This window comes from Xanthobacter autotrophicus (assembly GCF_029991245.1).
GTDB lineage: Bacteria > Pseudomonadota > Alphaproteobacteria > Rhizobiales > Xanthobacteraceae > Xanthobacter > Xanthobacter autotrophicus_C.
Genome location: NZ_JAIVFO010000046.1, coordinates 1 through 23116, shown reverse-complemented (window position 1 = coordinate 23116; position 23116 = coordinate 1). Strand labels below are relative to the sequence as shown.

At 72.4% G+C, this 23116-nt stretch carries 4 protein-coding genes; all 4 read left to right on the top strand.

Going from position 1 to position 23116, the window contains the following annotated elements; genetic code table 11:
• Entirely contained in the window at positions 1-5838 is a 5838-nt protein-coding gene (locus K9U41_RS10090) for a type I polyketide synthase (protein ID WP_282640709.1), read from the top strand.
• 10 nt (positions 5839-5848) lie between these two features.
• The gene (locus K9U41_RS10085) at positions 5849-11308 is read left to right on the top strand and encodes a type I polyketide synthase (RefSeq protein WP_282640708.1); all 5460 of its coding nucleotides are present in this window, start codon (positions 5849-5851) and stop codon (positions 11306-11308) included.
• Between the two features lie 3 nt (positions 11309-11311).
• Complete coding sequence (locus K9U41_RS10080) at positions 11312-19444, top strand: non-ribosomal peptide synthetase (protein WP_282640707.1); 8133 nt, start codon at positions 11312-11314, stop codon at positions 19442-19444.
• Positions 19441-23116, top strand: a 3676-nt coding sequence (locus K9U41_RS10075) for a type I polyketide synthase (protein WP_282640706.1), incomplete at its 3' end; no start/stop codon positions are given. The genes K9U41_RS10080 and K9U41_RS10075, both read left to right, overlap by 4 nt.

The window sequence follows — 23116 nt, the reverse complement described above, 5'->3', positions numbered from 1 at the left end:
GTGACATCGCGCGACGGCCTCTCGCAGGCTCGGGCTTCCGCCCAGGGGGAGCCCATCGCCATTGTCGGCGCTGGCTGCCGCTTTCCCGGCGGCGCCGACGATCTGGACTCCTATTGGCGCCTGCTGCGCGAGGGGCGCGACGCGGTGCGCCCGGTGCCGGCCGACCGCTGGGATGGGGATGATCCCGGCACCGCCCGGGCCTATGCGCGGGAGATGGCCAGCCTCGATGACATCGATGGCTTCGACGCCGCCTTCTTCGGCATCTCCCCGCGCGAGGCGGCGTCCATGGACCCGCAGCACCGCCTGCTGCTGGAAGTGGCGTGGGAGGCGGCGGAGCGCGCCTCATGGTCGCCGCAGGCTTTGGCCGGGTCGAGCACCGGCGTGTTCGTGGGCATCTATTCCGACGATTACACCCAGGAGCGGCTTTATCGCCGCGCCGCGGACCAGATCGACGGCCATGCCGGCCTTGCCATGATGCGCAGCCTCGCCGCCGGCCGCATCGCCTATGCGCTGGATCTTCATGGCCCGGCCATGGCGCTGGACGCGGCCTGCGCCTCGTCCCTGCTGGCGATCCATCTCGCCTGCCGCAGCCTGCGCGCGGGCGAATGCGACCGGGCGCTGGCGGGCGGCGTCAACCTCATCCTGTCGCCACAGATCACGCTGGGCCTGTGCCAGATGAAGGCGCTGTCGCCCACCGGGCGATGCCGCACCTTCAGCGCCGATGCCGATGGCTTCGTGCGGGGCGAGGGCTGCGGCGTGGTGGCCCTGCGCCGCCTGGATGACGCGATCCGCGACGGCGATCCGGTGCTGGCGGTGATCCGCGGCTCGGCGGTGAACCATGACGGGCGCAGCAACGGCATTTCCGCGCCCAATGGCAGCGCACAGCAGGCGGTGATCCGCGCCGCGCTCGCCGATGCCGGCATCCCCGCCCGGTCGGTGGGCTATGTGGAGGCCCACGGTACCGGGACCATGCTGGGCGACCCCATCGAACTGCGCGCGCTGGGCGCCGTCTATGGCGCGGAGCGCGCCGCGCCTGTGCTGGTGGGATCGGCGAAGACCAATTTCGGCCATCTGGAAGCGGCGGCCGGGGTGGCGGGCCTCCTCAAGGTGGTGCTGGCGCTGCGCCATGGGGAAGTGCCGCCGAACCTACATTTTTCGGCCCCCAACCCTTACGTGCCGTGGGAGGGGCTGGGCCTCGCGGTGCCCACGGCGCCCGCTGCGTTCCCCGCCGATGGGCCGATGCGTGGCGCGGTAAGCGCCTTCGGCATGAGCGGCACCAATGCCCATGTGATCCTGGAAGCGGCTCCAGCTTTGGCGGAGGCGCCGGCACCACGCCGTTCCGGCTATATCGCCGCCCTGTCCGCCAGGACCGAGGCGGCGCTGCGGGCGCTGGCGACCCGGCAGGCGCAGGCCCTCGCGGTGCTGCCGCAGGCTGATCCCGGCGCGGTGGCGCTGACCCTCAATGCCGGGCGCGGCCGGTTCCCGGTGCGGGCCGCCGTGGAGTTCGCCAATGTGGGCGAGCTGGCCGGCAGGCTGGAGCATCTGGCGGATATCGCCACCGCGCCGGCGCGCCGGCCGCAGGTGCTGTTCGCCTGTGCCGATGGCGACGGCCTGCCGTCCGATGGCGGACGCGCGCTCATGGCGAGCGATCCAGCCTTCGCCGCCGCGGTCGCAGCCTGCGAAGAAGCCGGCCTTAAGCCTGCACCGTGCGGCCCGACCGCCGCCTTCGTGATGGCCTATGCGCTGGCCAACCTGTGGCGCAGCTGGGGCGTGGTTCCCGATCGCATCGCCGGGCAGGGCGCGGGCGAGGTGGTCGCCGCCTGCCTTGCGGGCGTTCTCTCGCTGGCGGATGCCGGCGCCCTGCTGCGCGCCCGGCAGGCGGCGCTGGGCCACGCGGATGTGGAGGCGGGGCGGCTTGATTTCATCGCCGCCGTGCGCGCCCTCGCCCTGAAGCCGCCGGCCGTGCCGCTGGTGTCGGGCCTGCTCGGCCGCGACGTCGCTGCCGAGGTCACCAGCCCGGCCTACTGGTGGGCTCAATTGGCGGGCGTACCGGCCTCGGCAGAGGAGGGGGCGCCGGACACATTCGTGGTCCCCATCGCCCCCACCGGCGCCGTGTGGGCGGATATCGCTCCGCGCCTTGCCGCCGCACACATGGCGGGGCTTGATCCGGACTGGGCGGCGGTGGACGCGCCGCGCCGGCGGCTGTCGCTGCCCACCTATCCGTTCGAGCACGGCAGCTATTTCATCCCGCGCCCCGATGGGGTGTCGGCACTTGCGCCGCGCGGCCTTGCCGGCAGTCGCGTGGACCTCGCCGGGCGCGACGAGGTGCGCTTCACCCTCACCCTCGGCGGCGAACGGCATCGTTTCCTGCTCGACCACCGCTTCGGCGGCCGGGCCACCTTCCCCATGGCCGCCTTTGCCGAGGTCGCGCTCCAGAACGGCCGGGCGGCTCTGGGGTCCGGCGCCGGGGTCGAGGATCTGGCGATCACGCGCCCGCTGGTGCTGCCGGACCGGGGCGCCGTGGAGGCGCAGACGGTGGTCGGCGCCGAGGGGGCATGGCAGTTTTTCGCCCGCAGCGCGGACGGCAGCTGGGTGTTGCACGCGACGGCGCGTCTTGTCTCAGCTCCGGCGCCCGTGGCGGCATGGGGTGCCGGCCTGTCGGCCCCCGCGGTCCGCACGCCCGGCGCGGCCATCTATGGCGGGCTGACGCAGTTCGGCTTCGACTATCGCCCGGCCTTTCGTGGTCTGAAGGACCTTGCGATGGTCGAAGAGGGCGTCACCGCCCATGCGGAACTCCCGCGGGAGAGCGGCAGCGCCGCCGACTATCTCGTCCACCCCGCGCTTCTGGATGCGTGCCTTGTTGCTTCGAGCGCGATCCTGCCGCAGCTCGGGCCGGGCGTGACCTGGATGCCGAGGGGCATCGGCCGGGTGGCGGTGTTCGCCCCGGCCGGCAGCGCGGTCACCTCGATCCTGCGCCTCAGGGATGATCCCGCCGCGCGGTCCTGCCATGTGGATCTCATGCTGCGCGACGCCACGGGGCAGGTGGTGGCGCAGCTCGACCGCGTGGCCTTCGTCCGGATCGCCCATGGCGCCGACTTCGCGGAAGACGAAGGCATCGCGACCCAGCCGGAGCTGCTGCGCCTGCGCTGGCAGCGGGCAGACCTCTCGGGCACGCCCACGCCGCGCGTCTTCGCCCTTGTGGGCGACGATGTGGTGCTGGTCCGCCGGCTCGCCGATGCGCTGGCGGCGCGCGGAGAAGTGGTGGTGCATGTGCCCTCCGCATGGGACGCCGGCGCGGATGTGCCGGGCGACTGGCTTTCTGCCGCGCGGGCAAAGGCGCCGGACGGCCGCTGCCACATGGTCTATCTGGCGACCACGCCGGCCGATCCCGGCGCGGCGGACGTGCCGGCCTCCCATCTCGGCCTGCTGCGGCTCATCCAGGCGGCGGGCCGCTCGGCCCATCGCGCCACGCTGCGGCTGGACGTGGTGACGCGCGGCACCCAGCGCGTGGCCGGCGAGCCGGTGACCGGCGTGGCGGAGGCCGGATTATGGGGCCTGTCGCGGGTGGCGGCGTCGGAATATCCCGATTTCGGCCAGACCCGCATCGATCTCGACCCCGAGGCGGCGGGGGAGGCGGACCTGTCCGATCTCGCCGCCTGCCTGATCGCCGCGCCGGCGGGCGAGGACCTGGCCTTGCGCCGGGGCGTGTGCTTCGCGGCGCGGCTGGTGGCGGATCGCCCGGCCGCGCCGGAGCACCCCATCGCGCTGCCGCAGTTCGACGGCCGCCCGCCCGGCCCCGGCGAAGTGGTCATCGACGTGGTGGCGAGCGGCCTCAATTTCCGCGACGTGCTGCACGGCATGGGTCTGTTGCCCGACAGCGCGGACAAGATGCCCTATGGGCTGGAATGCTCCGGCGTCGTTGCGGATGTGGGGCCGGGCGTCGCGGGCCTCGCCGTGAACATGCCGGTGATGGCCGGCCTCACCGTGGGCAGCCTTGCCGGGCGGGTGCGAGTGCCGGCGGCGTTCGTGGTGCCGAAGCCCGAGAGCCTGTCGTTCCGCGATGCCGCTACCCTGCCGCTGGCCTTCCTCACCGCCCATTACGCCCTCGACCGCCTGGCCGGGCTGAAACGCGGCGAGCGGGTGCTGATCCATGCGGCGGCGGGCGGCGTCGGGCAGGCGGCGATCCAGGTGGCGCAGCGCGCCGGGGCGGAAATCTTCGCCACCGCCAGCCCGGCCAAATGGGGCCATCTGCGGCGCCACGGCGTGACCCATCTGTTCAACTCGCGCACCGCCGGCTTCGCCGCGGAGATCCGCCGCCGCACCGGCGGGCGGGGCGTGGACGTGGTGCTGAACAGCCTCTCGGGCGAGGCCATCGCCGAGAGCTTCGCGGCGCTGGCCGATGGCGGCCGCTTCATCGAGATCGGCAAGATGGGGATCTGGAGCGCGGCCGATGTGGCGGCGCTGGGCCGCGACATCGCCTACCACCCGTTCGACCTGTGGGACATCAAGCAGGATGAGGGCCTCATCGCGCAGATGATGGCTCAGATGGTCGCCCGTCTCGCCGATGGCACGCTGGTGCCGCTGCGCTCCGAGCTGTTCGGCATTGATGATGCGGGCGCCGCCTTCCAGCACATGGCCCGGGCCCGGCACATGGGCAAGATCGTGCTGTGGCAGGCGGCGGCCGAGGCCGGCGATACCATCCGCGGCGATGCGACCTTCCTCGTCACCGGCGGGCTCGGTGCGCTGGGCCTTCATGCCGCCTCCTGGCTGGTGCGCCACGGCGCGCGCAGCATTGCCCTGGTGGGCCGCAGCGCGCCGGGCGAAGCCGCGCGGGAGGCGGTGGCCGCCCTGCGCCGGGCCGGGGCGCGGGTGGAGGTCTTCGAGGCGGACGTGAGCGAGCCTGCGGCGGTGGAGCATCTTCTCGCCGCGCTGCGGCAGACGATGGCGCCCCTGCGCGGCATCATCCATGCCGCCGGCGTGCTCGACGACGCGCTGCTGGTGAACCAGAGCCCGGCGCATTTCGCTCGTGTCCTCGCCCCCAAGCTGCGGGCGGCGTGGCTGCTGCACCGGGCGACCCTGGACGAACCCCTGGAAATGTTCGTGCTGTACGCCTCGGCGTCCGGCCTTCTGGGGTTGCCGGGACAGGCCAATTACGCCGCCGCCAACGCCGCACTGGACGCCCTCGCCGAGCATCGCGCCAGCCTCGGCCTGCCCGCGCAGGCCATCGACTGGGGGCCGTGGGAGGGGGCGGGAATGGCGCAAACGCTGGATTCCGACGGCATGGGCCGGATTTCGCCCGCTGCCGGCGCGGCGGTGCTGGGGCAGCTCATGGCGCGCCGCCCCGGTCATGTGGCGGTGCTGCCCACCGGCTGGCAGGGTGGGTTGAAGAGGGGCGTTGGTCCATCGGGCCTTTTGGCGGGCTTCGCCGCCGCTGCGCCGCCGGACGCGGCGGGCGCGGCTGCCCCCCCGTTCCGCCTTCGGCTGGAGGCGGCGGGCGCGGCGGAACGGCTGCGCCTGCTGCGTGCCCATGTCCGGCTACTGGCTGCCACAGCTCTGGAATTTCCCACGCCCGAAGCGGTGGACCCGGCGCGGCCGCTGGAGGACATGGGCTTTGATTCCCTCATGAACATGGAACTCAAGGCGGCGCTGGAGCAGGACCTGGGCGTTCTGCTCAAGGCCACGCTCGCCTACGATCATCCGAGCATCGACGCCCTGGTACGCCATCTGGCAGAGGAGGTGCTGGGCTGGCGCGAGGAGGCGCCCGCCGCGGGCTTGCCACAGCCGCAGGACGATGCCGAAAGCGCGCTCCTCGCCGAGCTCAACGCGTTGAAATATTGAGGCCTCATCCATGCCCGACCGCACCGCCGGCAGCTCCGCGACCACCACCGAACGGGCGTTGTGCGCGATCCGCGACCTGCGCGCCAGGGTGGACCTGCTGGAGCGCCGCCAGAGCGAGCCGGTGGCCATCGTCGGCATGGGATGCCGCTTCCCCGGCGCCGCCGACCTCGCGGCCTTCTGGGACCTTCTGGTTCGGGGTGAAGATCCCCTCGGCCCGGTGCCGCAGGACCGCTGGAACATCGACAGCCTCTACAATCCCGATCCCCAGGCGCGCGGCAAGACGGTGAGCCGCGAGGGCGGCTATCTGCCGAACCTCGACAGGTTCGATGCCGACTTCTTCGGCATCACGCCGCGCGAGGCGCCGTTCATCGATCCGCGCCAGCGGCTGGTGCTGGAAACCGCCTGGGAGGCGCTGGAGGATGCCGGCATTCCGGCCGACCGCCTCGCCGGCTCCCTCACCTCGGTGGTGGTGGGCACGCTGACCAACGATTACAACCAGCTGATCACGGCGGACGACCGCTGGGTCAGCGCCGCCACCGGCACCGGCACCTCCAATTCCATCATCGCCAACCGCCTGTCCTATGTGCTGGACCTTCACGGCCCCAGCCTGACCGTGGACACCGCCTGCTCGGGCTCGCTGCTGGCGCTGCACCTCGCCTGCCAGACCCTGCGCACCGGCGAGGCGACGGCGGCCCTGTGCGGCGGGGTGGCGGTGAATCTGGTGCCGGCACCGGACATCTGCTTCTCGCGCATGGGCGCGCTCTCCCCGCGCGGGCGCTGCCACACCTTCGACGCCGCTTCCGACGGCATGGCGCGGTCGGAAGGCGCCGGCATGGTGGTGCTGAAGCTGCTGTCGCAGGCTGAGGCGGACGGCGACCGCATCTATGCCCTGATCCGCGCCAGCGCGGTCAACCATGACGGGCGCAGCAACGGCATCGCCGCGCCCAACGGGCAGGCGCAGGAAAGGCTGTTGCGCGAGGCCTATGGCAAGGCCGGCATCGCGCCCGGCCGGGTGCAATATGTAGAGGCCCACGGCACCGGCACCATCGTCGGCGACCGCATCGAGCTTCAGGCCCTCGCGCAGGTGCTGGGCACCGATCGCGCGCCGGGCCACGGCTGCGTGGTGGGCTCGGTGAAGAGCAATATCGGCCACACCGAATCCGCCGCCGGCATCGCCGGCATCATCAAGACCGCGCTGGCCCTGAAGCACCGGCTGCTGCCGGGAAACCTGCATTTCGAAACCCCTCATCCGGCCCTGTCGGAGGCTCCCTTCGCGCTGGAGGTGCGCACCGCCGCCGGGCTGTTTCCCGCGCCGGAGGAACCCATCGTCGCCGGGGTGAGCGCCTTCTCGTTCGGCGGGGCCAATGTGCATGTGGTGCTGGAGGAGGCCCCGCCCGCCATCGCCCCGCCCGCCGTCTCCGCGTCCGCCGAAGCCGCGACGGCTTATGTGCTGCCCCTGTCGGCGAAATCGCCGGATGCGCTCACGGCGCTGGCCCGGGCCTATGTGGCCTTCCTGCGTGCGCCGGATGCGCCGGGGCTTGCCGACATCTGCGCCACCGCCGCCCTGCGCCGGACCCCCCACGCCTTTCGCCTCGCGGTGGCCGGCACCAGCCGGGAGGAGATGGCCGCCCGGCTGGAGGCCCATCTCGCGGGTGAGGACGTGCGCCATGTGGCCACCGGCGCCGCGCTGGACGGCGAGGCAGGCATGCCGCTGGCCTTCGTCTTCTCGGGGCAGGGCTCCCACTGGCTGGGCATGGGCCGCGACCTCTATGCCACCGCGCCCGCCTTCCGCGCGGTGATCGACCGGCTGGATGCGCTGGTGCGCGCCGAGGCCGGCTGGTCGCTGATTGAGGAGCTGAACGCGGCACCGGACGCCTCGCGCCTCGACGACATCGACGTGGTGCAGCCGGCCATCTTCGCCATGCAGGCCGGCCTCGTCGCTTTGTGGCGGGAGCTTGGCGTGGTGCCGGACGTGGTGCTCGGCCAGAGCATGGGCGAGATCCCCGCCGCGTTCGCCGCCGGCATCCTCTCGCTGGAGGATGCGGCGCGGGTCATCCTTGCCCGCAGCCGGCTGCTGCGCACCAAGCGCGGGGTGGGCGCCACCGCCGTGGTGGGCCTGCCGGCGGCGGAGGTGGAAGCCGCGCTGGCGCCGCAGGCCGACAGGCTCGCCGTGGCCGGCGTCACCAGCTTCGCCTCCACCCTCATTGCCGGCGATGGCGATGCGCTCAGGGCCTATCTGGCGGAGCTGGAGGCGGCGGGCATCTTTGCCCGGCTGCTGGAGAATGTGGACGTGCCGGCCCACAGCCCGGCCATGGACAGCCTGAGCCCGGCGCTGGAATCAGCCCTCGCGGCGATCGCGCCCCGGCCGGCGCAGCTGCGCTTTCTCTCCACTGTGACGGTGAGCGACGAGCCCGGCCCGAATCTGGATGCCGCCTATTGGAGCCGCAACCTGCGCGACCCGTTCCGCGTGGCCGATGCGGTGGCGAAGCTTTCCCGCGAGCGGGCGCATCTGTTCCTCGAAATCAGCCCCCATCCGGTGCTGGTGGGGGCGTTGCGCCAGATCCTCCCGCATGTGGGCGCCGACGGCGTTGCTCTGGGGACGCTGACGCGGGACGGGGACGGCGCCCTGGATCTCGCCACCGCGCTCGGCAACCTGTGGGCCAACGGTTTTGCCGTGGACTGGCGCCGCGTGCTGCCCGCGGGGCGCTGCGTGTCCCTACCGGCCTATCCCTGGCAGCGCGCGCATTTCTGGGTGGACCAGATCGCCGCCACCACCGGCGGTTCGGCCGGCGCGCGCAAGGCGGGCAGCCATCCTTTGCTCGGCGCCCCTTTCGCGGCGGCGCAGGGCGGCGCGCACTTCTGGGACGGGGAGATCGACATTTCGAGCCTGCCGTGGCTGCGCGACCATGCCCTCTCCGGCGTGCCCGTCTTGCCCGGCGCGGCCTATCTGGAGATGGCGCTGGCGGCGGCGCGAGAGGCGATGCCGGGGCAGGGACTGGTGCTGGAGGATGCCCGCTTCGAGAAGATGCTGCTGTTGCCCGAGGGCGAGGCGCGCCGCCTGCAGGTGACGCTGACCCGCACCGGCGGGGATGGGGCGCAGGTGGCGGTGCTGAGCCGCCCGCTTCAGGGCGAGGATGACTGGACGCTGCACGCCCGCATCGGCGTGCGGAAGTCTGCTTCTGAGGCGCCGGCCGGGCCCGCGCCGGCGATGGATGAAGGCGCCGCGGCCGTCGATCTCGCCAGCTTCTACGGCCAGTTCGCCGCCGGGGGCCTCGACTACGGCCCGGCCTTCCGGGGTGTGCGGGCGCTGCATGCCGACGCCACGCAGGCGTGGGCGGAAGTGGCGCTGCCGGAGGGCCTGTCCGACACCGCCTTCGGCCTTCATCCCGCCCTGCTGGACGGGGCGTTCCAGGTGGTGGCTGCCATCGGGACCGACGGGGCCGGCGCGCGGCCGGTCTACCTGCCGCAGGGGGTGGGCACGCTGGCGCAGCTTGCGGCCGTGCCGGCGCGGGTCTTCGTCCATGCGCGGCTCGCGGCCGATGCGGTGCCCGGCGCGCCGCGCCTTGCCGCCGACCTCACCCTGAGCGACGCGGACGGTACGGTGGTGGCGCGCGTCACCGGCCTTGCCTTGCGCCGGGTGGACGAGATGCGGCCGCGGGCCAGCGCGTCCCTGCGCGACAGCCTCTATCATCTGGAGTGGCACGAACGCCCGCGCGCGCCCCGCCCCGCGCCGGGCAATGCCGCCGGCCTGTGGCTGCTTTCAGGGGCGCCGGGCGCCGTTGCCGACAGCCTCGCCGCGGCGCTGCGTGAGCGCGGCGGGGAGGTGCATTTGCTCGCGCCCGGGGCTGACCTTGCGGCCGGGATCGCAGCCGCCGGCGCCACCTTGCGCGGCGTGGTGCTGCTGGAGGCCGGGGCGGGCGCCACGGATGTGCCAGACGCCGTGTTCGAGGCGGTGGCGCTGCGCGCCCTTCCCGCCGTGAAGGCGCTGGCGGAAGGGGCGGCGCGGGCGCGGCTGTTCATCGTCACGCGCGGGGCGGTCGCCAGCGATGGGGCGGACCCGGCTCCCGATCTGGTGGCGGCGCCGCTGTGGGGTTTCGGCCGGGTGGTGGGCATGGAGCATGCGGAAATCTGGGGGGCGCAGATCGACCTCGATGCCGAAGGGTCATGCGCTGCGGCGGCAGACGAGATGCTGGACCTTAACGACGACCGGGAGATCGCCCTGCGCGCCGGCCGGCGGCTGGTGGGGCGCCTTGCCCGCCTCCCCAAGCCGGCGGTTGCGGCCGGGCCGGTCCTGCTGCGGCCGGATGCGAGCTATCTCGTCACCGGCGGCCTCACCGGCCTCGGGCTTGAGACGGCGCGCTTCCTGGTGGCGCGGGGCGCCCGGCGGCTGATCCTCATCGGCCGCACGCCTCTGCCGCCGCGCGCGGACTGGGCCGAGCTACCACTCGAAAGCGAGGCGGGCCAGCGCGTCGCCGCCGTGCTGGGGCTGGAGGCGCTGGGTGCATCCGTGCGGGTGGAGGCGTTCGACGTGGCGGACGAGACGCGCCTCGCCGCCTTCCTCGCTGCCTATGGGGCCGAGGCGCACCCGCCCATCCGCGGCGTGGTGCATGCGGCGGGCGTGATCCGCGACGCCCTCCTGCTGCGCATGACCGGCGAGGACATCGCCGCCGTGCTGCGGCCCAAGGTGGCCGGCGCCCTCGCGCTCCACCGGCAGACGGCGAACCTGCCGCTCGATCATTTCGTGCTGTTCTCCTCCGCCTCCTCGGTGCTGGGGCAGGTGGGGCAGGCCGGCTATGGCGCCGCCAACGCCTTCGAGGATGCGCTGGCGTGGCACCGGCGCGCCGCCGGCCTGCCGGCCACTGCCATCAACTGGGGGCCGTGGGCGGACATCGGCCTGTTCGCGCGCCTCGGCCTTGCGGAGCGGGCCGGGCTGTCGGGCGTCGAGCCCATCGCGCCGGAAGAGGGCATGGCGGCCCTCGACCACCTTATGGCTCGTGGTGAAACCCAGGCGCTGGTGCTGAATGCCGACTGGGCGCAGGTGCCGGCCTCGGCGCGGCTCGAGCTGCTTCAGGCGGCGGCCGCTTCTGACACCTCTTCCACCGCCGGGGAGATCGCCGACCTGCTGCTGATGGCGCCGGCCGAGCGCAGGACGGAACTGCGCGCGCGCCTCGGCGGCATCGTCGCCGCCGTGCTGCGCTTCGATGCGGAAAAGCTGGACCACCGGCGGGCGCTGACCACGCTGGGCATGGATTCCATCATGGCGGTGGAAATCCGCAACCGCATCAAGCGCCAGTTCGACCTGACGCCCAGCATCGTGGACCTGTTCACCGGCTCGGTGGCGCGCCTGGCCGACTGGCTGGACGGGGAACTGGCCGCCGACGATCGCCTCAAGGCGCTGCTGGACGAGATCGAGGACCTGCCGGAAGCGGAAGTCGAGGCGCTGCTCGCGTCCGGGCAGAAGGTGGCCTGACCCATGAATATCGAAGAGCGCCTCGCCCAATTGTCCCCCCAGCAGCGCGAATTGCTGGCGCGCCGGCTCGGGCAGCGGGCGCAGGCCCCGGCCGCGCCACGCATCCCGCCGCAGCCGCGCGACGGGCGGGGCTTTCCCCTGTCGTTCGCGCAGGAGCGGCTGTGGTTCGAGCACCAGATCGACCCTTCGAGCCCGGCTTATAACGAGGCGGTGGTGCTGCGCGTGCGCGGCCCGCTCCGGCTCGACTTCATCGGCGAGGCCCTCGACGACCTGATCGTCCGGCACGAGATCCTGCGCACCGGCATCGTCCCGGCCGGGGGCACGGCGGAGCAGGTGATCGCCCCGCCCGCGCCGCTGCCGCTGGAGCGGCGCGATCTTGCGGGGATGGGCGCGGATGCGGTGGAAGACGCGATCCGCGAGGCCATCCGCCGCCCGTTCGCCCTCGCCGCGCCGCCGCTGCTGCGGCTGTGTGCGCTGGAACTGGGGACGGATGAGCAGGTGCTGGTGTTCGTGGTCCACCACATCGTGCTCGATGGCTGGTCCGCCGCCGGCCTGTTCCGCGAGATCTTCGCCGCCTACGACGCCTGCCAGCGCGGCGCGCGGGCGCAGGCCCCCGCGCCGCAGGTGCAATATGCCGATTATGCGGTGTGGGAGCGCTCGCGCTTTGCGAGCGGCGCACTGGACACCGAGCGCGACTACTGGACGCGGACGCTGGCCGATGCGCCGCCGCCCCCCGCTCTGCCGCTGGACCGGCCGCGCCCGGCCCTGCGCGGCACGGCGGGTGGGCGCGTGGTGTTTCGCTGCGATGCGGGCTTGAGCGCGGCGCTGCGCGCGCTGGCCCAGAGCTGCGAGACCACGGTGTTCGCGACGCTGGCGGCGGCCTATGGCGTGCTCTTGTCGCGTCACGGCGGCACCGACGACGTGCTCCTCGCCGTGCCCAGCACCACCCGCGACCTGCCGGAGCTGGAAAGCGCGGTGGGCTTGTTCATCAACACGCTGGTGCTGCGCCTGAAGCTGGACGGGCAGGCGACGTTCCGCGCTGCGCTCGGCGCCGTGCGCGATGTGGCGACCGGCGCGCGGGCGCACCAGCTTTATCCCCACGAGCGGCTGGTGGAGCATCTGCGCCGGGAGCGCGATCTCGGCCCGGTGCCGCTGACGGCGCTCATGTTCGACGTGCAGAAGCTGCCGGCGGGCATCGCGCCGCAGGGGCTCGCGGTCGACTATCTCGACGTGGACCCCGGCACCAGCAAGTTCGATCTCGGCCTCTCCATCAAGGATGACGGCGCCGAGCTGGTGGGGACCTTCGAATATTCAGCCGACCTGTTCGACCGCGCGAGCGTTGCGGCCATGGCGCGGCAGTTCCAGGCGCTGCTCTCCGATATCGTCGCCCGTCCCGACGCGGCGGTGGCCGACCTCGCCCTCATGTCGGATGAGGAAGCGCGGGCGGCGCTGGCCGCCGGCCTCGGGCCTGCGCTGGAGATCGGCGCAGAGCGGCGGCTGCATCCCCTCTTCGCCGCCGTGGCCGCGCGCCAGCCGGAGGCCATCGCCGTGACCTGCGGGGCGGACAGCCTCACCTATGGCGCGCTGGATGCCGCCGCCAACCGGCTGGCCCATCGCCTCGTGAGGCTCGGCGCCGGGCCGGGGCTGGCGGTGGCGCTGCGGCTGGAGCGCTCGGTTGAACTGATCGTCGGCCTGCTCGGCATCCTGAAGGCCGGTGCGGCCTATGTGCCGCTGGATCCCCGTTGGCCTCTGGCGCGTCAGGCGGAGATCCTCGCCCAGAGCGGCGCCCGCATCGCGGTGGCGCGTGCGGCGGCGGAGGGGGAGTTGGCGGGGATAACCCTGTGCGACCCCGCCATTGCCGATGAGCCTTCTATGGCGCCGGACGTGGCGCCGGACGTGGCGGTGGGGCCGGATGACCCGGCCTATATCCTCTACACGTCCGGCTCCACCGGGCGCCCGCGCGGGGTGGTGGTGCCCCACGGCGCGGTGGTGAACCTGTTCCACGCGCTCAAGGCCAGCGTCCATGCCGGCCTCGGCGACGGGCCGCTGCGGGTGGCGATGAACGGGCCGGTGGTGTTCGACACCTCGGTCAAGCAGATCATCCAGCTGCTCGCCGGCCACACGCTGGACGTGATCCCCGATGCCGCGCGGGAGGACCCGGTGGCGCTGGTCGCCTATCTGCGCGCCCATGCCATCAACGTGCTGGACGTGACGCCCAGCCATCTCTCCATGCTGCTGGCCGAGGGCCTGCTGGCGCCCGGCCACCCGCGGCCCAGGGCGGTGCTGGTGGGCGGCGAGCCCATCGACGGGGCCTTGTGGGCGCAGCTTGCGGCGCCGTCCGGCGTGCGCTTCTTCAACCTCTACGGACCGACGGAATGCACCGTCGATGCCACCGCCACCGAGATCGCCGGCCCGGCGCCCCACATGGGCCGGGCGTTGGCGAACGTGCGCACCTATGTGCTGGACGATGCCGGCCGGCCCGTGCCGCAGGGCGTGGCGGGGGAGCTGTACATCGGCGGCGCCGGGGTGGCGCGGGGCTATCTGGGCGATCCGGAGCTGACCGCCCGGCGCTTTGTTGCGCTGCCGTTCGACGACGGGCCGGTCTATCGCACCGGCGACCTCGTGCGTCGCCGGGCCGATGGCAGCCTCGCCTTCCTCGGGCGGGCCGACGCGCAGGTGAAGCTGCGCGGCTATCGCATCGAGCCGGGGGAGATCGCCGCCGCGCTGAAGGCGGTGGAGGGCGTGCGCGATGCCGCCGTGGTGCTCCACGGGGCGGGCGCGACGCAGCGGCTCGTGGCCTATGTGGTGGCCGATCCCGCCCGCGCGCCGCTGGTGAACGGCGCGCCGCGCCATGTGCTGCCCAACGGCCTTGCGGTGGCGCATCTCAACCGCAACGAGACCGACTTCCTCTATGAGGAAATGTTTGAGCTGGAAGCCTATTTCCGCCACGGGGTGGAACTGCGCGCCGGCGACACGGTATTCGACGTGGGGGCCAATATCGGCCTGTTCACCCTCGCCGCCCATCTCGCCGCGCCGGATGTGCGGGTGCATGCCTTCGAGCCCAACCCCACCGTCTGCGCGCTGGCGCGGGCCAATGCGGCGCTTTATGGCGTCGCCGCCACCCTCCACAACACGGGGCTCGCCGCCGCGCCGGGCCGCGCCGCCTTCACCTTCTATCCCGGCTTCTCCTTCCTCTCCGGGCTGCATGCCGACAGGGCGGCGGATGCGGACGTGGTGCGCTCCTTCGTGCGCAAGCACGAGGGCGAGGGCGGGGCGGGCTTCGCCCCCGCTTTGCTGGAGGAATTGCTGGAGGATCGCCTCTCTAGCCGCACCCTCGAGGTGGCGCTGGACACCCTCTCCGATGTCATGGCGCGGGAGGGGGTGGAGCAGATCGACCTCCTGAAGATAAATGTGGAGAAGAGCGAGGCTGAGGTCCTCGCCGGCATCCGCGCCGAAGACTGGCCGAAGATCCGCCAGGTGGCGCTGGAACTGCACGACATGGACGGGCGGCTCGAGGCGGTGCTGGCCCTGCTCAAGGCGCAGGGCTTCACCGTGAGCGTGGAGCAGGACTGGCGGCTGGAGGAGAGCGCCAAGACCAATTACTATCTCTACGCCCATCGCGGCTCGCGCCCCGGCTCCCGCCCGCCCCGCGCCGCCATTCGTCCCGTGCTGGATGCCGAAGGGATGCGCGCTGCCCTCGCCGGCCGCCTGCCGGACTACATGGTGCCGGCCGACATCGTGTTCCTCGATGCGCTGCCGCTCACCCCCAACGGCAAGCTTGACACGCGCGCGCTGCCCGCGCCCGTCGCCCCCGCCGCGCCGGAAGCCGCCGCTCCGCGCACCGAGACCGAGCGGCGCCTCGCCAACCTGTGGGCCGAGGTGCTGCAGCGCGAGGCCGTGGGCATAAACGATGATTTCTTCCGCATCGGCGGGCATTCGCTGCTGGCGACCCTGCTGATGGCGCAGCTGCGCACCCGCTTCGACGTGGCCCTGCCCCTACGCGCCTTGTTCGAGGCGCCCACGGTGGCGCGGCTTGCCGCGCGCATCGACGCCGAGCCGCAAGCGGAGGGCGGCGCGGACGCCGTCACCGGCCTGCCGCAGCTGACGCCCGACCCGGCGGCATGGCATGAGCCGTTCCCGCTCACCCCCATCCAGGAAGCCTATTGGATGGGGCGCACCGCCACCTTCGAGCTGGGGCAGGCGGCGACCCAGATCTATCTGGAGCTGGAGCAGGTTGGCTGGGAGCTGCCGCGGATCGAGGCGGCGTGGAACCGGCTGGTGAAGCGCCACGACATGCTGCGCGCTGTCATCCTCAGCGAGGACCGCCAGCAGGTGCTGGCGCAGGTGCCTTATTATCCCATCGCCTTCGAGGACCTGCGCGGCCGCCCCGCCGACGCGGTGGAGCATCATCTCGAAGCGGTGCGCGCGGCCATGAGCGGGCAGACCCTGCCTGCCGATCGCTGGCCCCTGTTCCAGATCCGCGCCACCCTCATGGACGGCGGCAAGGTGCGCCTGCATGTGGGCGTGGATGCGCTGATTGCGGACGCCGCCAGCCTGTTCCTGCTGTTCGACGAATGGCGCCGGAGTTACGAGGCGGACGGTGACACCCGCCCGCCGCTTTCCATCGGCTTCCGCGACTATGTGCTGGCCGAGCGCGGCCTGCACCAGGGCGCCCTCTACCAGGCCGCGCAGCGCTACTGGTTCGACCGGCTGGACACCCTGCCGCCGGCGCCGGAGCTGCCGGTGGACCGGGCGGCGGCGGCCGCGCTGGACAAGCCCCATTTCGTGCGCCGCACCCGCCGGCTCTCCCCCGCCCTGTGGCAGGCGCTGAAGGAGCGCGCCGCGACGGCGGGATTGACTCCCTCGCTGGTGCTGATCGCCGCCTATGCGCAGGCGCTGGGCAATTGGAGCGCCAGCCCGCGCTTCACCTTGAACCTCACCACCTTCAACCGCCTGCCGCTGCACCCCGACGTGACCGGCCTTATGGGCGACTTCACCACCCTCACTTTGCTGGAGGCGGACCACAGCGAGCCGGCCTCGTTCATCGAGCGGGCGCGGGCGCTGCAGGCCCGGCTGTGGGACGACCTGGAGCATCGCACCATCAGCGGCATCGACGTGCTGCGCGCGCTGGCGCAGCGCCGCCGCAGCGGAGTCTCGGCGCTGATGCCGGTGGTGTTCACCAGCGCCCTCGACATCGATCCCGCCGGCCAGAAGGCCCAGCGTTTCGGCGAGGTGGTGGAGAGCGTGTCGCAGACCCCGCAGGTCTGGCTCGACCATCAGGTGATGGAGTGGAACGGCGCGCTGGTGCTGAACTGGGATGCGGTGGAGGCCATCTTCCCGCCCGGCCTGCTGGACGATTTCGCCACCGCCCACTGCGATCTGGTGGAACGCCTCGCCACCTGCGACAGCGCCTGGAGCGAAGGGCAGGGCAGCCTTGCCCCCGCCGCCCAGATCGCCCGCCGCGCCGCCGTCAACCGGACCCATGAGGAGTTCCCGCCGCGCCGGCTGGAAGACGCCTTCCGCGACCATGCCGCCGCCCATCCCGAAGCCGTGGCCATCCTCACCAGCCGCCGCGCCGTGACCTATGGCGAATTGCACCGGCGCGCCGCCGAGATCGCCCGCCTGCTGCGGGCGCGGGGTAACGGGCCGGGCGCGCTTGTCGCCGTGGTGATGCGCAAGGACTGGGAGCAGGTCGCCGCCGTGCTCGGCATCCTCATGGCGGGGGCGGCCTATCTGCCGGTGGATCCCGACCTGCCGGGCGAGCGCCGGGCCTATCTCTTGACCCATTGCGAGGTCACCACCGCCCTCACCCAGTCCGTCGTGGACGGGGCGCTGGACTGGCCCGACGGCATCGCGCGCATCGCCGTGGACCTTTTGGATGGCGCCCCCGGCGACGGCGCTGATCCGGCCCCATCCTCCCTCGATGATCTGGCCTATGTGCTCTTCACCTCCGGCTCCACCGGGGTGCCGAAGGGGGTGATGATCAGCCAGCAGGCCATCGCCAATTCCATCGCCGATTTCACCCGCCGCTACGGCTTCACCCCGCGCGACCGCACGCTGGGCCTCTCGGCGCTGGGCTTCGACCTCTCGGTGTTCGACATCTTCTGCCCGCTCTCCGCCGGCGGTGCCATCGTGCTGCCGGACGCGGACCGGCTGCGCGATCCCGAGCACTGGGCCGACCTTGCCCGCCGCCACAATGTCACGGTGTGGCAGTCGGTGCCGGTGCTGATGCAGATGATGGTGGAGGCGCTGGAGCCGCGCCCCGACCTGTGGCCGGCGTCCCTGCGCTGCGTGGTCATGAGCGGCGACTGGATCCCGGTGTCCCTGCCCGATCGCATCCGCACCTTTAATCCCGCCATCGCGCTCCACGGCCAGGGCGGGGCGACGGAAACCTCCATCAATGCGGTGGTCTATCCCATCGGCGCGGTGGACCCGGCGTGGCGCTCCATTCCCTACGGCAAGCCGTTCGCCAACCAGACCGCTCACATCCTGAACGCCCAGCTGGAGCCCACCCCGGACTTCGTGCCCGGCGAGCTCTACATCGGCGGCACCGGCCTTGCGGACGGCTACTGGAAGGACGAGGAGAAGACGCGCGCCGCCTTCATCCGCCATCCCCGCACCGGCGAGCGGCTGTACCGCACCGGCGACTACGGGCGCGTCCTGCCCGATGGAAACATCGAGTTCCTCGGTCGGCGCGACACCCAGATCAAGGTCAACGGCCACCGCATCGAGCTGGGCGAGATCGAGGCCGTTCTGGCGCAGCATCCGCGCGTGGAGCATGCGGTGGCGGCGGCGCCGGCGGATACCCTCGGTCATCGCCGGCTGGTGGCCTATGTGGTGCTCAAGCCCCGGCCAGAGGCCGAAGAGGAGCCGGGCGGGGACCTGAGCACGGACAACGTGCTTGCCGATCCCATGGCGCGGGTGGCCTTCAAGCTCGACCGCCACGGCCTGCGCCCGGCGGAGGCGGATGCGCAGACCGTGGCGCTACCCGGAGGCACCTTCGATGCGGCGCGCCGCGCGGCGTGGCTGGCGCGCCAGAGCTTCCGCCATTTCGAGGGCGAGACCGTCACCATGGAGCGCCTCGGCGCGCTCTTGGGCGCGCTGCAGGAGCTGCCCATGGAGGGCGCCCCCCTGCCCAAGTTCCGCTATCCCTCGGCCGGCAGCCTCTATCCGGTGCAGGCCTATGTGGTGGTAAAGCCCGGCCGCGTCGCCGGCCTTTCGTCCGGGGCCTATTATTATGACCCGAGCAGCCATCGCCTCGTCGCGGTGGGGCCGGGGGCGGAGATGACGCCCCTTTATCCCGGCCCCAACCGGCCCTTGGTGGAGGCCTCAGCCTTCTCCATCGTGCTGGTGGGGCGGCGGGCGGCGGTGGAGCCCATGTATGGCCCGCTGTGGCGCGACTTCTGCCTGCTGGAGGCGGGCTACATGGGCCAGCTGCTTTCGTCCGCCGCGCCTGAGCAGAAGCTTGGCCTGTGCCCGCTGGGCTTCCTTGCCGAGGGGCCAGCGCGCGCGCTGCTGGGGCTCGATGAGGCGGACGTGGTGCTGCACAGCTTCGCCGGCGGGGCCATCACCGAGGCCCAGCTGGCGCGCTGGTCCCCCGAGGAGGTGCCGCAGCAGGCGAGCCCCGTGGACGAGTTGCGCGCCTACCTGCGCCGCAAGCTGCCCGACTACATGCTGCCGACGAGCTTCGTCCTGCTGGATGCCCTGCCGCTCAGCGCCAACGGCAAGGTGGACCGCGACGCCCTCCCATCCCCCGACGCCCTCCTGCCCGTGGCGGATGCGGGCGCGGCGCCCTCCACCGACGTGGAGAAGACCATCGCGCAAGTGGTGGAGGCGGTTTTGCAACTGCCGGCGCTGGGGCTCGACAGCAACTTCTTCGACCTCGGCGCCAATTCGGTGCATCTGGTGCAGATCCACCGCCGGCTGCAGGAGCAGCTGGAGCGCACCTTCCCGCTGGTGGACCTGTTCCAGAACCCCTCCATCCGCCGCCTCGCCCTGTTTCTCGACGGCGGCGCGGCGGAGCTGGAGACCGACGATATCGTCGCGCGTGTGGAACGCGCGAAGCAGGACCGGGCGAGACGGCTCGCCCGCCGGCGCACCGGCGGCACATCGACAGAAGCGGAAGCGGCATCATGAGCAACGCGCCCGTCACCCCAGCTCTGGACGGCATCGCCATCATCGGCATGAGCGGGCGGTTTCCCGGCAGCGGCGACATCGCCGCCTTCTGGCGCGCGCTGGTGGAAGGCCGCGAGTGCATCACCCGCTTCACCGATGACGAGCTTCTGGAAGCCGGCATTCCCGCCGCCGTGTTGCGCCAGCCCAATTATGTGAAGGCCGGCTCCTATCTCGACGCCATCGACCAGTTCGACGCCGCCTTCTTTGGCATCAGCCCGCGCGAGGCGGAGCTGATGGATCCGCAGCAGCGCCTGTTTCTGGAGCATGCGTGGCTGGCGCTGGAAGACGCCGGCATCGTGCCCGAGCGCTTTGCCGGCGAGATCGCGGTGTTCGGCGGCGCCAGCTTCTCCACCTACGGCCTGCTGCACCTGCGCGCCGAGATCGGCTCCGTGGGCAGCCTGGAGACCGTGCTGGGCAACGACAAGGACTATCTCGCCACCCGCGTCTCCTACAAGCTGGGCCTCAGGGGCCCGAGCGTAAGCGTGCAGACCGCCTGCTCCACGTCGCTGACCGCCGTCGCCATGGCCTGCGACAGCCTGCTCAACCTGCAGGCGGACGTGGCGCTGGCGGGCGGGGTCACGGTGAAGCTGCCGCTGAAAAGCGGCTATCTGTTCGAGGACGGCAGCATCCTGTCGCCGGACGGCCATTGCCGGGCGTTCGACGCCAGGGCGCGGGGCACCATCTTCGGCAGCGGCGTGGGCGTGGTGGCGCTGAAGCGGCTGGAGGATGCGGTGGCCGATGGCGATCCCATCCACGCCGTGATCCGCGGCTGGGGCGTCAACAATGACGGCGACCACAAGGTGGGCTTCTCCGCCCCCAGCGTGGACGGGCAGGCCCGCGTCATCGCCACCGCGCTGGCGCAGGCCGGCGTTTCGCCGGACACCATCTCCTATGTGGAGGCCCACGGCACCGGCACGCCGCTCGGCGACCCCATCGAGGTGCGGGCGCTCACCCGCGCCTATGGCTCCGGGGCGAGGCGCGCCGACAAGTGCGGCATCGGCTCGGTGAAGACCAATGTGGGGCATCTGGAATCGGCGGCGGGCATCACCGGCCTCATCAAGGCGGCGCTGGCGGTGAAGCACGGGGTGATCCCGCCGAGCCTGAATTTCGAGACTCCCAATCCCGAGATCGACTTCCCCGCCACCCCGTTCCGGGTGGTGGACCAGCTGACGCCATGGCCGGTGGAAAGTCATCCCCGCCGCGCCGGGGTGAATTCCTTCGGCATGGGCGGCACCAATGTGCACATGGTGCTGGAGCAGGCTCCGTCATCGCCGGCGGTGGAGCGGCAGGTGGAGCGGCCGGAGCATCTCCTCGTCCTCTCCGCCCGCAGCGCGGCCGCCCTGCGCGATCTGGCGCGATCCTATGCCGGGGCCGTGGCGGAGGCAGGCGACGGGCAATTGGGCGATATCGCTTTCACCGCCGCCACCGCACGGCGGCATTTTCCGCATCGTCTGGCGGTGACGGCGCGCGCGGCGGAGGAACTGGCCGCGCAACTCGCTGCCTTCGCCGATGGCGGCGCGCCGGACATCTCCGGCGAGGCGGCGGGGGCGGCGCCCGAGGTGGCGTTCCTGTTCTCCGGACAGGGCTCCCAATATGCCGGCATGGGCCGCGCGCTGTATGAGGCCTCGCCGCGCTTCCGCCGCACGCTGGATCGATGCGACGCCATCCTTCGCCCGCTCATGGACCGGCCGCTGCTCAGCGTGCTGTTCCCGGCAACCGGCGATGAAGGGCTCATCGACGAGACCATCTATACCCAGCCGGCCCTGTTCAGCCTGGGCTATGCGCTGGGGGACCTGTGGCGCGCATGGGGCGTGAAGCCTTCGGTGATGCTGGGCCACAGCGTCGGCGAATATGCCGCCGCGACGCTCGCCGGCGTGTTCACGCTGGACGAGGGGCTGAAGCTCATCACCGCGCGCGGCCGCCTGATGCAGGCGCTGCCCCGCGACGGGGTGATGATGACCCTCTTCGCCGCCGAGGCCGAGGTGGCGGCGGCGGTGGCGCCTTATGCCTCCGAGGTCTCCATCGCCGCCGTCAACGCCCCGCGCAGCACGGTGATTTCCGGCCGCCGGGGCGCGGTGGAAGCCATCGCCGCCGGCTTCGAGGCCAAGGGCGTGAAGGCGCGGGCGCTCACCACGTCCCACGCGTTCCACTCCCCCCTCATGCAGCCCATGATGGCGGCGTTCCGCGCTCTGGCGGAGAGCGTCGCCTATGGCGCGCCGGACATCCCCATCCTCTCCAACCTCACCGGCCGGCTGGAGACCACGGCGCTGGCGAGCGCCGACTATTGGTGCCGCCACGTGCTGGCGCCGGTGCGCTTCCTCGACGGCATCAGCGCCGCCGCCGCGCGGGGCATCAGCCTGTTCGTGGAGATCGGGCCGCGTCCGGTGTTGTGCGCGCTGGGCCGCGAGACGCTGGATGGGGCGCCGGACGCGGACGGGCGGCAGTGGCTGGCGAGCCTGCGCCGGCCCGGCACCGACTGGCGCACCCTGCTCGACAGCCTCGGCCGGCTCCATGTGGCCGGCGTCGAGATCGACTGGGCCGGCTTCGACGCGGACTATACGCGCCGCCGGGTGCGGTTGCCGGGCTATGCCTTCCAGCGCCGCAGCTTCTGGGCGGCGCCCCGCGCCGGGGGCGCTGCGGGCGGCAAGGTGCGCGGCGTCGCCACCGGGGCCGACCATCCGCTGCTGGGCCAGCGGCTGCGGCAGGCCGGCACCCGCGAGGTGCGGTTCGAGGCGGCGCTGAATGCCGCCGATCCCGCCTTCCTCACCGACCACCGGGTGTTCGATGCGGTGGTGCTGCCGGCCACCGGCTATCTGGAGATGGCGCTGGCCGGCGGCGCCCACCTGTTCGCCACCGACGAGCTGACGCTGGAGGACATTGCCTTCAAGCAGGTGATGACCCTGCCGGATGCGGGCGAGCGCATCGTGCAGGCGGTGTTCGTGCCCGTTTCGGCGAAGACCTATTCTTTCGAGATCTTCAGCGGCGCCGCGGCGGGGGACGAGTGGACGCTCCACTGTTCCGGCACCGTGAAACCGGCGGCGGACGATACCGACCTGCCCGCCGATGACGAGACACTGGACGCGGCCCGCAGCCGCTGCGACGCGCCGGTGCCGGTGGCTTCGGTCTATGAAAACTACCTCAAGCGCGGGCTCGCCTACGGCCCGGCCTTCCGCGGCATCGCTGCGCTTTCCGCCGGGGAGGGGGAAACGCTGGCCCATATCGTGCTGCCCGACGCGGCGCGGGACGGGAGCGAGGCCTACCGCCTGCATCCGGCGCTGATGGATGCCTGCTTCCAGGCGCTGGGCGCCGCCTTCGGCGCCATGGACGACCGCGACACCTATCTGCCGGTGAGCCTCGACCGCCTCACCGTGCGCGGCGTCGTGCCGGGCGACATCTTCAGCCATTCCCGCCTGCAGGGCGGGGAAGGGGAAGGCGTCGCCGACCATGTCTCCACGCTCCGCCTGTTCGACGCGCAGGGCGCGGTGGCGGCGGAGGCGGTGGGGCTCAAATCCCGCCGTGTCACCCGCGACGTGGTGTTGCCGCAGGAGGCCGGCGGCATCGACACCTGGCTCTACGACCTTGCGTGGGAGCCGGCCGAGACGCCCGTGGGAGTCGAGGGGCCGGGGGCGGGGC

Excerpts from the sequence above, each read along its gene's own strand:
- K9U41_RS10085 (WP_282640708.1), top strand. The coding sequence starts at position 5,849 with ATGCCCGACCGCACCGCCGGCAGCTCCGCGACCACCACCGAACGGGCG.
- K9U41_RS10080 (WP_282640707.1), top strand. The coding sequence starts at position 11,312 with ATGAATATCGAAGAGCGCCTCGCCCAATTGTCCCCCCAGCAGCGCGAA.